Here is a 12775-nt window from a genome sequence, read left to right on the forward strand (position 1 = left end):
TTATGGATAAAGTATATAGATTATTTAATATGTTACAGCCTGAGTCTTTAGATGAACTAGTAGTTACCAAAGGTTTAGTAACTTTTCTAAATCCCTTTTCTATCTCTAAAGTAAAAGGAAACGAAAGTATTTATTTAAATTTTACTTATATATGCTCAGATGGTATATTACCAACATTATTAAATCAATTATTTAAATATAGAAAAATAAAAAGAATATCTTTTGATTTTACTAGTCTTGCAAGTGTTATTTTTAAATATGGTGTAGAAAATAATAAAAATTTCTATTTTTTAGGAGCGGATCAAGATAGTATATGTGCATTTATAAAAAAAATAAGAGTGCTATATCCTGAGTTAATTATCTCAGGATATCATCATGGTTTCTTTCTAGAGAATGAAATTGATATAATAGACTCTATTGTACAGATTTCCCCTGACATCTTAATAATTGGCATGGGAACTCCTTATCAAGATATTATTGCGAATAAAATTTTTCAGCTTGGTTTTTCGGGGGCTATTTATACTTGTGGGGGATTTTTTACACAAATTGCTAATTCAACTAATGAAGAATACTATCCTAAAGTCTTTAACAAGTTAAATATAAGATGGTTATATCGAATAATAAAAGAGCCGCATACAAGAAAAAGATACTTATTTTATTATCCGAAGTTTGTTTTGTCATACAGTTTTTTTCTTTTCAAAGAAAGGTTTGTTGAAATTAAAAACACTAAAAGTTAACCTAATTTTGAGTATTATTTTAAATTCACTAGAAAATTTTGATAATAAAGTCTTTAGGATTAAAGTTGCTTATTGAAACTGTTTAGATAGGGTATTGTTTTTTGAGTTAGTCTATATAATTAGTTTAGTTTTTAATATCCTATTTTTATCATTTTTTAGTGGCTATAAATAAATGCTGTTGATTGATTAGTGCTTTAAAATTATTTTTATAACTAAACTAGGTTAAGTTAAAGGGGAAGGGATGAAAGAAAATATTTCTAAGATAATCATTATTTTATCCGATATAGTTTCTATATTTATATCTATAGTTATTGCAGTAACAATAAGAAAAGTCTTTAATGTTTTTCTAAATGTTCCAGAAATAGATTATTCCTATGTTAGCTTTTGGTGGGTATATATTTTATATATTAGCTTATTGCTTTACTCAGGAGTCTACTATAAGCGATTTGATTTTTGGCATGAGTCTAAGATTATAGTAAAAGTTAGCTTTGGAGTTTTTCTTATATTGTTTGCAGCATTGGCTCTAGGACAAAATATTCAATATTATTCTAGAACGACCTTATTTTTAATTTTTCTAGTCTCTGCTTTATTTTTACCTATAAATAAGTTTTTTGTAAAAAGGATTCTTTTTAAGTTAAATTTTTGGCAAAAAAAAGCTATTGTTATTAGTGAAAATTTAGAGTTTAAAAATCAGTTGTTTGATGATCCTTATTTAGGATATGTAAAAACATCAGATCTTCAAGTAGGAACTATATTTATAGATGGTCAATCAATAGGAAAAGAAAAACTAAATAAAATTATAGAAAAAAATATTAAGAATATCAGAGAGGTAGTTTTTACTCCTGTTTTAAGTGGATATGATTTTTCAAACTCCCACATTTATAATATTTTTAATTCAAGAAAAAATATTTTTTCTTTGGAGAATAAGTTATTGTTTAGGAGGAATATATTCTTTAAGGCTTTATTAGATTATATGTTTGTTTTACTATCCGCCCCTATTTGGTTAACAGTATTATTTATTGTGGCAGCGATTATAAAAATAGAGGACCCCTCTGGTAGAGTGTTGTTTAGGCAAGAACGCTTAGGTAAGGATGGGCGTATCTTTACTTGTTATAAATTTCGTTCTATGTATACAGATCAATCTTTTATGAAGGAGTGGCTTGACAATAATCCTGACGAGAAAAAGTATTATGCTAAGTATCACAAATATATTAATGATCCTAGAATCACAAAGATTGGTAATATTTTACGTAAAACCTCTTTAGATGAGCTACCGCAATTAATTAATGTATTAAAAGGAGAAATGAGCTTAGTCGGTCCCCGCCCTTATATGGTGAAGGAAAAAGAGGATATCGGTCAAAAAGCGCATTTAGTTTTTGCTATAAAACCTGGTATTACAGGAATGTGGCAAGTCAGTGGTCGTAGTAATATTGATTTTAATACTCGTGTTGAAATGGATGTTTGGTATGTGAAAAATTGGTCTTTATGGAATGATATCGTTATTTTATTAAAAACAATTGGTTCAGTCTTAGGACGAGGAGGAGCTTGCTAGGGCTAAGAATTAAATAATGGATATGGTTAGATTATGAAAACCTTAGTCACTGGCGGAGCTGGTTTTATTGGCTATGCCGTTATTCGCTATATCATTGAAAATACATCAGATATAGTGGTCAATGTAGATAAATTGACTTATGCTGCCAATCTAGAATCCCTTGAATCAATGGAAAATAATCCACGTTATGCATTTGAACAAGTCAACATTTGTGATGCGAAAGAGTTATCTAGAGTATTTGAACAACATCAACCTGATGTCATCATGCACTTAGCTGCTGAAAGCCATGTTGATCGTTCAATCAATGGTGCTGTAGAATTTATTCAAACTAATATAGTTGGTACTTATACACTATTAGAAGTGGCTCTTGATTATTGGAATAATTTAGAACCTGATAAAAAAGCAAGATTTAAATTTCTGCACATTTCAACCGATGAAGTTTATGGTGATTTGGAAAATAAAGACGACTTATTTACTGAAAACTCGCCTTATAAACCAAGTAGCCCATATTCTGCCTCAAAAGCCTCGAGTGATCATTTGGTTCGTGCTTGGCATCGAACTTATGGTTTACCAACTATCATTACTCATTCGTCAAATAATTATGGACCATTTCAGCATAAGGAAAAATTGATACCTTTGATGATATTAAATGCTTTAGAGGGCAAGCCTTTGCCTGTATATGGAAACGGTTTACAAATTCGAGATTGGTTATTTGTAGAAGATCATGCTAAAGCTTTATATAAAGTGCTTAAAGAAGGCAAGGTTGGCGAAACTTATAATATTGGTGGAAGCCGTGAGAAAACAAATATTACCGTCGTTCGTTCTATTTGTGGCATCTTAGAGACGCTTGTACCAAATAAACCTGATGGCATCATAAAATATGAGGATTTAATCACTTATGTAAAAGACCGCCCTGGTCATGATGTACGTTATGCAATTGATACGACAAAAATTAGTCGTGAATTAGGTTGGAAACCACAAGAAGCTTTTGAATCAGGATTAAGAAAAACAATAGAATGGTATGTTAAACAATTTCAATCAGGAAGATACATGATTGAAAAAAGTTAAGCCTTAGTTGATGAAATAAGCACATTTAAGATTATCTTCTCCTATAAAAACTGGTATAGTTCGCTAATCGGTTTTTTCTTTTATAAGGAGAGTTAAAAAATGGAGATTATTCTTTCTAATCGCCCTGCAGCGGATTGTTGGGGTAAAAATGCGATATTAAGTTTTAATGGCGAAGAAGCGATTATTCACTTAAAAAATAATGAAAAAAATGACCGCACTTTGGTGCAGCGTGCTGCGCGTAAGTTACGTGGGCAAGGTATTAAAGATGTGGAATTAGTTGGTGATGAGTGGAATTTAGAGTTTTGTTGGGTATTTTATCAAGGGTTTTACACAGCAAAACAAGATTATGCCATTGAGTTTCCACATTTAGAGCATGAGTTACAAGGTGAATTATTAGCACGTATTGAATGTGGCGATTTTGTTCGGGGGATAATTAATGAACCAGCACAAAGTTTAACACCTATTAAACTGGTTGAGCATGCAGCAGAGTTTATTACGACTCAAGCAGAAAATCATTCGGAGAAAAGTGCGGTCAGTTTTCAGATTATTTCCGGGAAAGAGTTGGAAGAACAAGGCTATCAAGGGATTTGGACAGTAGGAAAAGGTTCGTCAAATCCGCCGGCAATGTTGCAGTTAGATTTTAATCCAACAATGGATCCGAATGCCCCCGTATTGGCTTGCTTAGTTGGTAAGGGTATTACCTTTGATAGTGGCGGGTATAGTATCAAGCCAAGTGATGGTATGAGTACGATGCGTACTGATATGGGAGGAGCCGCTTTATTAACAGGAGCGCTAGGCTTGGCTATTGCACGCGGATTAAATCAACGAGTGAAGCTCTATTTATGTTGTGCAGAAAATTTAGTGAGTAGCAACGCATTTAAATTAGGCGATATTATTACCTATAAAAATGGTGTGACAGCGGAGATTTTAAATACCGACGCAGAAGGTCGTTTAGTGTTGGCAGACGGATTAATTGAAGCGGATAATCAACATCCTGAGTTTATTATTGATTGCGCTACCTTAACCGGTGCGGCTAAAGTGGCGGTAGGTAATGACTACCATTCGCTGCTCACAATGGATGATGAACTTGCGACAGCGCTTTTTCAATCGGCTAAGGCCGAAAATGAGCCATTTTGGCGTTTACCATTTGAGGAGTTCCATCGTTCACAAATTAGCTCTTCATTTGCGGATATTGCTAATATTGGTACAGTGCCTGTTGGAGCAGGGGCAAGTACAGCGACAGCCTTTCTCTCCTATTTTGTGAAGAATTACCGGCAGAATTGGTTGCATATTGATTGCTCTGCAACTTATCGTAAATCTGCAAATGATTTATGGGCGATTGGCGCGACAGGTATTGGAGTACAAACATTAGCGAATTTATTGTTGTCAAAATCAGAAAAGTAAGGATGAATATGACAGAAAGAACATTTTCAATTATTAAACCCGATGCGGTGAGACGTAACCTTATCGGGGCAATTTTGACACGTTTTGAGCAAAATGGATTCAAAATTGTTGCGATAAAAATGGTACATTTAACGAGGGAGCAAGCTGAAGGTTTTTATGCCGAGCATCAAGGTAAGGCGTTTTTTGAATCATTAGTGGAGTATATGATGTCTGCGCCTGTTGTGGTTTCAGTATTGGAAAAAGAAAATGCCGTAAAAGACTACCGCACTTTGATTGGTGCGACAAATCCGGAAAGTGCAGCAGAAGGTACTGTTCGTAGGGAGTTTGCGTTAAGTCAGAGTGAAAATTCCGTGCATGGTTCAGATAGCGTAGAAAGTGCGAATCGTGAAATTGCTTATTTTTTTGCCGATTCGGAAATTTGTAATTATTAATTTTATTGTAGATAAAAAATAGCGAGTTTTTATACTCGCTATTTTTTGTATCTAATTTTCTTATAAACCAATTACCGCAAATAATACCCAAATAGTATAAATAGTTGCTAAACCATAGAAGATAAAGCCACCCGCTGGTACATGGATTTTAAGATCGTGCATTCCGTGGTGAATCCGGTGCAAACCACACCACATTGGGAAAATAGTTAACACGAGAATGACAAGCTTACCAATCCAAGAATAGGCAAAAGCAACTAAGTTCGCAGGATCGACTAAACCAAATGGTAGTAATAAGCCTAAGATTAAAATGACCACAGGAAAGAAAATTGCACTTACTGTACCTCCTGCACCAAAAAGTAACCATACCGGTGGCTCGCCGGAGCGTTTTGGATTTTTATCAACCATTTTTTCTCTCCCCTTAGATATAAGCTAAAACTAATGCAATTACGCTAATAAGAGCGGTTACTGCCCAAAGTGCATTTCTTACTATATGGTGTGGTAAACGTTCATTTTTGACAATGATGTTCATCACTTTTGGTGTCATTAAGAAATAGGTGACAGTATGGTAAAGCGTTGCTACCAGCGTAATGATATTTAAGATCACCACAATTGGGTTTCTTAAAAATTCAATAAAGCTCAAAATGCCTAATCCCGGAACGGGGTTACTGGCAAGGCAGAGCACACCATAAAGCAGAACAATACAGAACCATACGGAAAAGATTGAGGTAGCTTCACGTAGCATATAGGCTTTGTAGAAGTCTAATTTTTGCCACCAAGTCGCCGTCATCGGGCGAACATATTTTTTGCGTTTACTTACAGTTACTGACATTTCTTCCCCCTTAGCCTTTTGGTTTTAGCATAGAGATAACATAATCTTTGGCACTTTCCACTTTACCTTGGTTGATTGCGGAAGCCGGATCCACATGTTTTGGACAAACTTCAGAGCAATAACCCACGAAAGTACAGCTCCACACCCCGTTTTTACCGTTTAACAATGGCATACGTTGTGCTTTTCCATGGTCACGGTTGTCGAGGTTATAACGATGAGCCATAGTAATCGCAGCAGGTCCTAAGAATTCAGGATTTAGACCGAATTGCGGACAAGCTGCATAACACAAACCACAGTTAATACACATTGAGAAAGTACGGTATTTTTCAAGTTGCGCCGGGGTTTGTTTCGTGCGGCTTTTCGCAAGTTCTGCCGATGGATGCGGTTTACCATCTAATGGTGGTGCCTCATTGCCAATAATATATGGTTTGATTGCTTCTAAGCTTTCAATGAAGTGGCTCAAATCTACTACCAAATCACGTTCAATTGGGAAGTTTGCCAATGGTTCAATACGCATATGACCGCTGTAATCACGTAAAAAAGTTTTACATGCCAGTTTTGGCTTATTATTAACCATCATTCCACAAGAACCGCAGATTGCCATACGGCAAGACCAACGGTAAGAAAGGGAAGGTTCAAGTTTATCTTTAATATAACCTAACGCATCAAGTAAGGACGTTTGGTTGTCATAAGGCACTTGGTAAGTGCTTAAATGTGGCTCTTGATCGCTTTCAGGATTGTAGCGTAAAACTTCCACATTCATTACTGGTGAATTAGCCATTTGCTTGCTCCTTAGCTTTCGCAGCAGCTTCGGCAGCTTCTGCTTCTGCGCCATAAACACGTTTTGCAGGTTGGGATTTAGTGATTTTCACCGGGCTGTATTCAATGCGCGGTGCACCATTCTCATTGTAGAAAGCAAGGGTGTGTTTTAAATAATTGACATCATCACGTTCAGTGTAATCTAAGCGTTGATGAGCCCCACGAGATTCTTTACGTTCGATAGCGGAATTAGCGATAGATTGTGCCACATCAAGGATGTAACCTAATTCAACGGTGTAAAGTACATCGGTGTTAAATACACTTGAATTATCTGCGACACGAATACGTTTATAGCGTTCTTTTAATTCTGCAATTTTATCAACGGCTCTTTGCATACTGGCTTGATCGCGGTAAATACCACAGCCTTCTTCCATAACGGTTCCCATTTCATCACGGATTTCAGACCAAGATTCATTACCTTCTTGTTTGTGAAGTGCTTCTAAACGAGCTACGACATCTTTAGCCTGTGCATCTACCGCACTTTGGTTTGTTTGTGGTGCTTCAACCGCACGTTGAGCCGCATATTCACCTGCTACCCGACCAAGAACGACTAACTCTGCCAATGAGTTAGACCCTAAGCGGTTTGCTCCGTGTAACCCCGAAGAAGCACATTCACCTACGGCAAACAAGCCTTTAATACGGGTTTCACTATTGAAATCGACTTCAATACCGCCCATGGTGTAGTGAACGACCGGACGAACAGGAATTGGTTCGTTAACCGGATTTACCCCTTCGTACGCACTTGATAGCTCACAAATGAATGGAAGACGTTCGTGCAAGTATTTTTCACCGAGGTGACGTAAATCCAGATGTACAACATCTACACCTTTAGCGGTTTTTAAGGTATTTCCTTTCTTCCACTCTTGCCAGAAAGCCTGAGAAACTTTATCACGCGGTCCTAATTCCATATATTTATTTTCAGGTTTACCAATCGGCGTTTCCGGTCCTAGTCCATAATCCTGTAAATAACGGTAGCCGTTTTTATTAACCAAGATACCACCCTCACCACGGCAACCTTCAGTCATTAAAATACCGGTATTTGGTAAGCCCGTTGGATGATATTGTACAAATTCCATATCACGCAGAGGCACGCCGTGACGATATGCCATGGATAAGCCGTCTCCGGTTACAATGCCGCCATTGGTATTGAATTTAAATGCTCGGCAACCACCACCGGTTGCGATAACTACCGCATTGGCATTGATTTGAACGAGTGTACCCTCCATCATATTCATTGCGACCATACCGCGGGCGTGACCGTCATCGACTAAAATGTCCAATACGAAATGTTCGTCAAAGCGTTGAATTTGAGGGAATTGTGTTGAAGTTTGGAACAGTGTATGTAACAAGTGGAAACCGGTTTTATCTGCTGCGAACCAAGTGCGCTCAATTTTCATTCCTCCGAAACGGCGTACGTTCACATCACCATCTGCTTTACGGCTCCACGGACAGCCCCAGCGTTCTAACTGAGTCATTTCTACCGGAGAATGTTCTACAAAATACTCTACAACATCTTGCTCACACAACCAATCGCCTCCGGCAACGGTATCATGAAAGTGTTTATCATAGGAATCTTCTTCTTTAATAACCGCTGCTGCACCGCCTTCGGCTGCAACGGTGTGGCTACGCATTGGATAAACCTTTGAAACCAATGCGATTTTTAAATTAGGATTTGCCTCTGCTGCTGCAATTGCCGCACGTAAACCGCCACCACCGGCACCAACAATTGCAATATCGACATTAACTGTTTGCACGATATCCTCCAATCATGTAGAAAGTATAATAAAAGCCCTTTAAAGGGTGAGCGGTGGCATTGTGCCACTTTTTTTACAAATTAATAACTTTTTTTCAGAGGAATTTCGGAGAAATTGTGAATTTTGTGATCTACCTCAAAAAAGTTAATTTATTTAACTAAATCAAATGAGAAGGTTTTTTATTTGACGTGCTTTTGTGATGATAAGGCCGGAAAGTTGAGTTGTTAAATTCCCTAGTTTACAATGTTGAAGTTTATGATGATTTTACTAAAAAATAAGAGGAAAAATGACCGCACTTACTTCGCAAACTGTGTCATGGCAGCCTTCAGCCTCCATTAAAAATTTACTTGCCAGAGCAAAAATCATTGCTGAAATTCGTCGTTTTTTTACCGATCGGGGGTTGCTTGAAGTTGAAACCCCGGTTTTGAGTGAATTTGGTGTGACGGATATTCACCTTTCTACATTTAGCACCGAATTTATTGCACCGATTAATGAACTCTCAAAAACCTTGTGGCTTTCAACCAGTCCTGAATATCATATGAAACGTTTATTGGCTGCGGGTAGCGGCCCTATTTTTCAAATTAGCAAAGTATTTCGTAATGAAGAAGCGGGTAATCGCCATAATCCTGAATTTACTATGTTGGAGTGGTATCGACCGCACTTTGACATGTATCGTTTGATTAATGAAGTAGATGATTTACTCCAACAAATTCTTGATTGTAAGCCGGCAGAAAGTATGACTTACCAATTTGCTTTCCAAGAGTATGTGGGACTTGATCCGCTTTCAGCAAGTCGGAAAGAATTGGTCGAGGCTGCCCGTCAACATAATTTTATGGCAGAAGAGGACGAGGATCGCGATACGTTATTGCAATTTTTATTTAGTGAAGTGGTGGAACCGCAAATTGGGCAGGATGCGCCGGTTGCGATTTACCATTTCCCTTCCTCACAGGCCGCACTTGCGCAATTAAGTCCGGAAGATCAACGTGTGGCGGAACGTTTTGAGTTTTATTACAAAGGATTAGAACTCGCCAATGGCTTTCATGAATTAACGGATGTAAATGAACAACGGCATCGTTTTGAGCAGGATAACCGTCAGCGTGAAAAGCTCGATTTACCGGAGCGGGCAATAGATGAGCGCTTTCTTAGTGCATTGCAAGCGGGGATACCGAATACATCGGGCGTTGCTTTAGGAGTGGATCGTTTAATTATGATTGCCCTAGAGGCTTCCTGTATTAATGAAGTGCTCTCCTTCTCTATTGAGAACGCTTAATTTATATAGAAAGTGCGGTTAAGATATTGATTGCTTTTTAACCTCACTTTAATCTAAACCAAATTTTGCTTATTTAATCATGGAAAAACTGTTATCTAGATCACATTTCTAAAAATATTCTTTTGAATTTCACTTTCTTAAAGCATATTATGCGCGCCAGATTTTCAGGTGGTTACTTGAACAATTATAGTAAACTAATTTCTTTTTTAATTTTGAAGGTCTTTATTATGAAAAATCCAAAATGGAATAAATTTGATGCATCATGGATGTTAAATTTATTTGGTACGGCAGTAGGTGCCGGTGTTTTATTTCTACCGATTAATGCTGGTATGGGTGGTTTCTGGCCGCTAGTTATTATGGCAATTTTAGTCGGACCGATGACTTATTTTGCTCACCGTGGTTTATCATATTTCGTGCTTTCTTCCAAAAAACCGGGAAGTGACATTACCGAAGTTGTAGAAGAACATTTTGGTAAAACGGCAGGTAAATTAATTACTCTACTTTATTTTTTCGCAATTTTTCCAATTTTGTTAATTTATGGTAATGGTATTACCAATACCGTAGATTCCTTTATTGTGAATCAACTTGGCATGGCATCGCCTAATCGTGTGTTACTTTCTTTTGTCTTAATTGCAGTATTAATTTCAGTGATGCTTTTCAATGAAAAGGTGATGTTAAAAATTACGGAATGGCTTGTATATCCGTTAGTACTCATTTTATTTGTATTATCAATTTATTTAATTCCGGAATGGAACAGCTCTATGTTACAGGAATTTCCGACTACAAGCAGTTTTATTACAACATTATGGGTAACGATTCCGGTTTTAGTATTCTCTTTTAACCATTCTCCGGCAATTTCTTCCTTCACCTGTTCGCAATATCGTGAATACAAAGAATTTGATCTTACTGAACGTCATATTGAACACACTGAAAAAGGTACATCAACGATTTTACTTTTCTTTGTTATGTTCTTTGTATTCAGCTGCGTATTAACTTTAACTCCGGAAGAGTTATTGGCGGCAAAAGAACAAAATATCAGTATTTTGTCTTTCTTAGCGAACAAATTCGATAATCCTTATATTTCCTACTTTGGCCCATTGGTTGCATTTTTAGCGATTACCAGTTCTTTCTTTGGTCATTATATGGGGGCTCGTGAGGGGTTAGAGGGATTGTACTTAAAAATGAAAGGTGAGTCGGTTAATCGTAAAAAATTAAATTATGCAACCGCACTTTTCTTCTTAGTTACGCTGTGGGGCGTTGCGATTATTAATCCTAGTATTCTTGGTTTGATTGAATCCCTTGGCGGCCCAATTATTGCGATGATTTTATTCATTATGCCGATGTACGCTATTCGCAAAGTTCCGGCAATGAAACGTTATCAAGGTCGCTTTAGCAATATATTTGTAACCGTAATGGGATTAATAGCTATCTCTGCGGTCGTATATGGATTATTATAGGCAGCTTAGGTTTTAGCTTATCTTAATTAACGAGAAATATATGATTAGCGTATTTGATATGTTTAAAGTGGGAATTGGTCCGTCCAGTTCCCATACTGTTGGTCCGATGAAAGCGGGTAAACAATTTATTGATGATCTCATTAAGCTTGGGCAGTTTGAAAACACAACAGAAATTCATGTAGATGTCTATGGTTCTCTTTCCATGACCGGGCGTGGCCATAATACGGATATTGCGATCATTATGGGGCTTGCAGGTTATTTACCGCATGATGTAGATATTGATCTCATTCCGCGTTTTATCGAAAACGTGAAAGAGACTGCGGAATTATCTATCGATCAAGGTAAAAAAACAGTGAAATTTGATTTTGATAACAATCTCATTTTTCACAGTACTTTTTTGAAATTACATGAAAATGGCATGACGATCACTGCATTAGATGCAGACCGTAAGGAACTTTACCGTCAGACTTATTATTCTATCGGCGGTGGTTTTATCGTTGATGAAGCCCATTTCGGTCAGGAAGAAGAAAGCGCAATCAGCGTGCCTTATCCTTATAAAAATGCGGAAGACATTTTAAAGCACTGCACTGAAAAAGGTTTAATGCTTTCTACAGTCATGCTTGAAAATGAAATTGCTTTACATGGTAAAGACGCGGTGAGCGCGCATTTAGACAATGTGTGGAAAACTATGCAGGCTTGTATTGATCACGGCTTGCATACCGAAGGTATTTTACCGGGGCCATTACGTGTTCCTCGTCGTGCAGCTTCGTTACATCGCATGCTACAAGCGAATACGAATTTATCAAACGATCCAATGCGTGTTATTGATTGGGTAAATATGTTCGCTCTGGCAGTCAATGAAGAAAATGCGGCTGGTGGACGGGTAGTAACCGCACCAACCAATGGTGCTTGCGGCATTATTCCGGCAGTACTTTCTTACTATGATAAATTTGTTTCACCTTTAACGGCGGAGATTGTTGAACGCTATTTGTTAGCGGCGGGAATGATTGGCTCGCTTTACAAAATGAATGCTTCGATTTCCGGTGCTGAAGTAGGATGTCAAGGGGAAGTCGGCGTGGCTTGTTCCATGGCGGCAGCCGGTTTGGCTGAGATTCTTGGCGCTAATCCAATGCAAGTATGTATTGCAGCAGAAATTGCAATGGAGCATAACCTTGGTTTAACTTGCGACCCTGTCGGCGGACAAGTTCAAGTGCCTTGTATCGAACGTAATGCAATTGCCTCAGTGAAAGCGATTAATGCGGCTCGTATGTCATTGCGTCGTACTACTGATCCACGGGTTACGCTTGATAAAGTGATTGAAACCATGTACGAAACAGGCAAAGATATGAATGCAAAATACCGTGAGACTTCACAAGGCGGGCTTGCAGTCAAAGTGGTTTGTACTTAAATTTCAATCCAAAGTGCGGTCAAAATCGACCGCACTTTTCGTTCTT

At 37.6% G+C, this 12775-nt stretch carries 12 protein-coding genes; 8 read left to right on the top strand and 4 right to left on the bottom strand.

Annotated elements, in window-relative coordinates:
• Positions 1–2 precede the first annotated feature (2 nt).
• From FEE42_RS11145 to ndk, 5 genes are all read left to right on the top strand, one after another.
• Entirely contained in the window at positions 3–737 is a 735-nt protein-coding gene (locus tag FEE42_RS11145; protein ID WP_164028603.1) for a WecB/TagA/CpsF family glycosyltransferase, read from the top strand.
• Positions 738–978: 241 nt separating this feature from the next.
• Entirely contained in the window at positions 979–2289 is a 1311-nt protein-coding gene (locus tag FEE42_RS11150; RefSeq protein WP_164028605.1) for a sugar transferase, read from the top strand.
• A gap of 30 nt (positions 2290–2319) precedes the next feature.
• The gene (gene rfbB / locus FEE42_RS11155; protein ID WP_164028842.1) at positions 2320–3357 is read left to right on the top strand and encodes a dTDP-glucose 4,6-dehydratase; all 1038 of its coding nucleotides are present in this window, start codon (positions 2320–2322) and stop codon (positions 3355–3357) included.
• Positions 3358–3456: 99 nt separating this feature from the next.
• Positions 3457–4761 carry an aminopeptidase PepB gene (pepB, locus tag FEE42_RS11160; RefSeq protein ID WP_164028607.1) on the top strand — a complete coding sequence of 435 codons (1305 nt, stop codon included), beginning with the start codon at positions 3457–3459 and terminating at the stop codon, positions 4759–4761.
• An 8-nt stretch (positions 4762–4769) separates the two neighbouring features.
• Positions 4770–5192 (top strand): nucleoside-diphosphate kinase, encoded by a 423-nt coding sequence (ndk, locus tag FEE42_RS11165; protein WP_059367389.1) that lies wholly within the window; start codon positions 4770–4772, stop codon positions 5190–5192.
• Between the two features lie 60 nt (positions 5193–5252).
• On the opposite strand, the gene frdD is transcribed toward ndk, so the two are convergent.
• From frdD to frdA, 4 genes are read right to left on the bottom strand one after another with little or no spacing between them, the layout of a single operon-like run.
• Positions 5253–5597: a fumarate reductase subunit FrdD gene (gene frdD / locus FEE42_RS11170; protein ID WP_059367386.1), complete on the bottom strand. Its 345-nt coding sequence runs from the start codon at positions 5595–5597 to the stop codon at positions 5253–5255.
• Between the two features lie 13 nt (positions 5598–5610).
• Positions 5611–6021: a fumarate reductase subunit FrdC gene (gene frdC / locus FEE42_RS11175; RefSeq protein ID WP_164028609.1), complete on the bottom strand. Its 411-nt coding sequence runs from the start codon at positions 6019–6021 to the stop codon at positions 5611–5613.
• Positions 6022–6031: 10 nt separating this feature from the next.
• Complete coding sequence (locus tag FEE42_RS11180; protein ID WP_077466751.1) at positions 6032–6802, bottom strand: succinate dehydrogenase/fumarate reductase iron-sulfur subunit; 771 nt, start codon at positions 6800–6802, stop codon at positions 6032–6034.
• Positions 6795–8594, bottom strand: coding sequence for a fumarate reductase (quinol) flavoprotein subunit (frdA, locus tag FEE42_RS11185; RefSeq protein ID WP_059367378.1), 1800 nt, complete (start codon positions 8592–8594; stop codon positions 6795–6797). The genes FEE42_RS11180 and frdA overlap by 8 nt, the downstream gene beginning before the upstream one ends.
• Positions 8595–8880: 286 nt before the next feature.
• Between frdA and epmA the strand changes: the two genes are divergently transcribed.
• The 3 genes from epmA to FEE42_RS11200 all read left to right on the top strand — a co-directional run bounded on the left by epmA (position 8881) and on the right by FEE42_RS11200 (position 12729).
• Entirely contained in the window at positions 8881–9864 is a 984-nt protein-coding gene (gene epmA, locus FEE42_RS11190; protein WP_164028611.1) for an elongation factor P--(R)-beta-lysine ligase, read from the top strand.
• A gap of 227 nt (positions 9865–10091) precedes the next feature.
• Complete coding sequence (locus FEE42_RS11195) at positions 10092–11321, top strand: HAAAP family serine/threonine permease (protein ID WP_059368854.1); 1230 nt, start codon at positions 10092–10094, stop codon at positions 11319–11321.
• 40 nt (positions 11322–11361) lie between these two features.
• Positions 11362–12729: an L-serine ammonia-lyase gene (locus tag FEE42_RS11200; protein ID WP_059367375.1), complete on the top strand. Its 1368-nt coding sequence runs from the start codon at positions 11362–11364 to the stop codon at positions 12727–12729.
• Positions 12730–12775: the final 46 nt, after the last annotated feature.

The organism is Rodentibacter caecimuris, from assembly GCF_010587025.1.
Taxonomy (GTDB): Bacteria; Pseudomonadota; Gammaproteobacteria; order Enterobacterales; family Pasteurellaceae; genus Rodentibacter; species Rodentibacter caecimuris.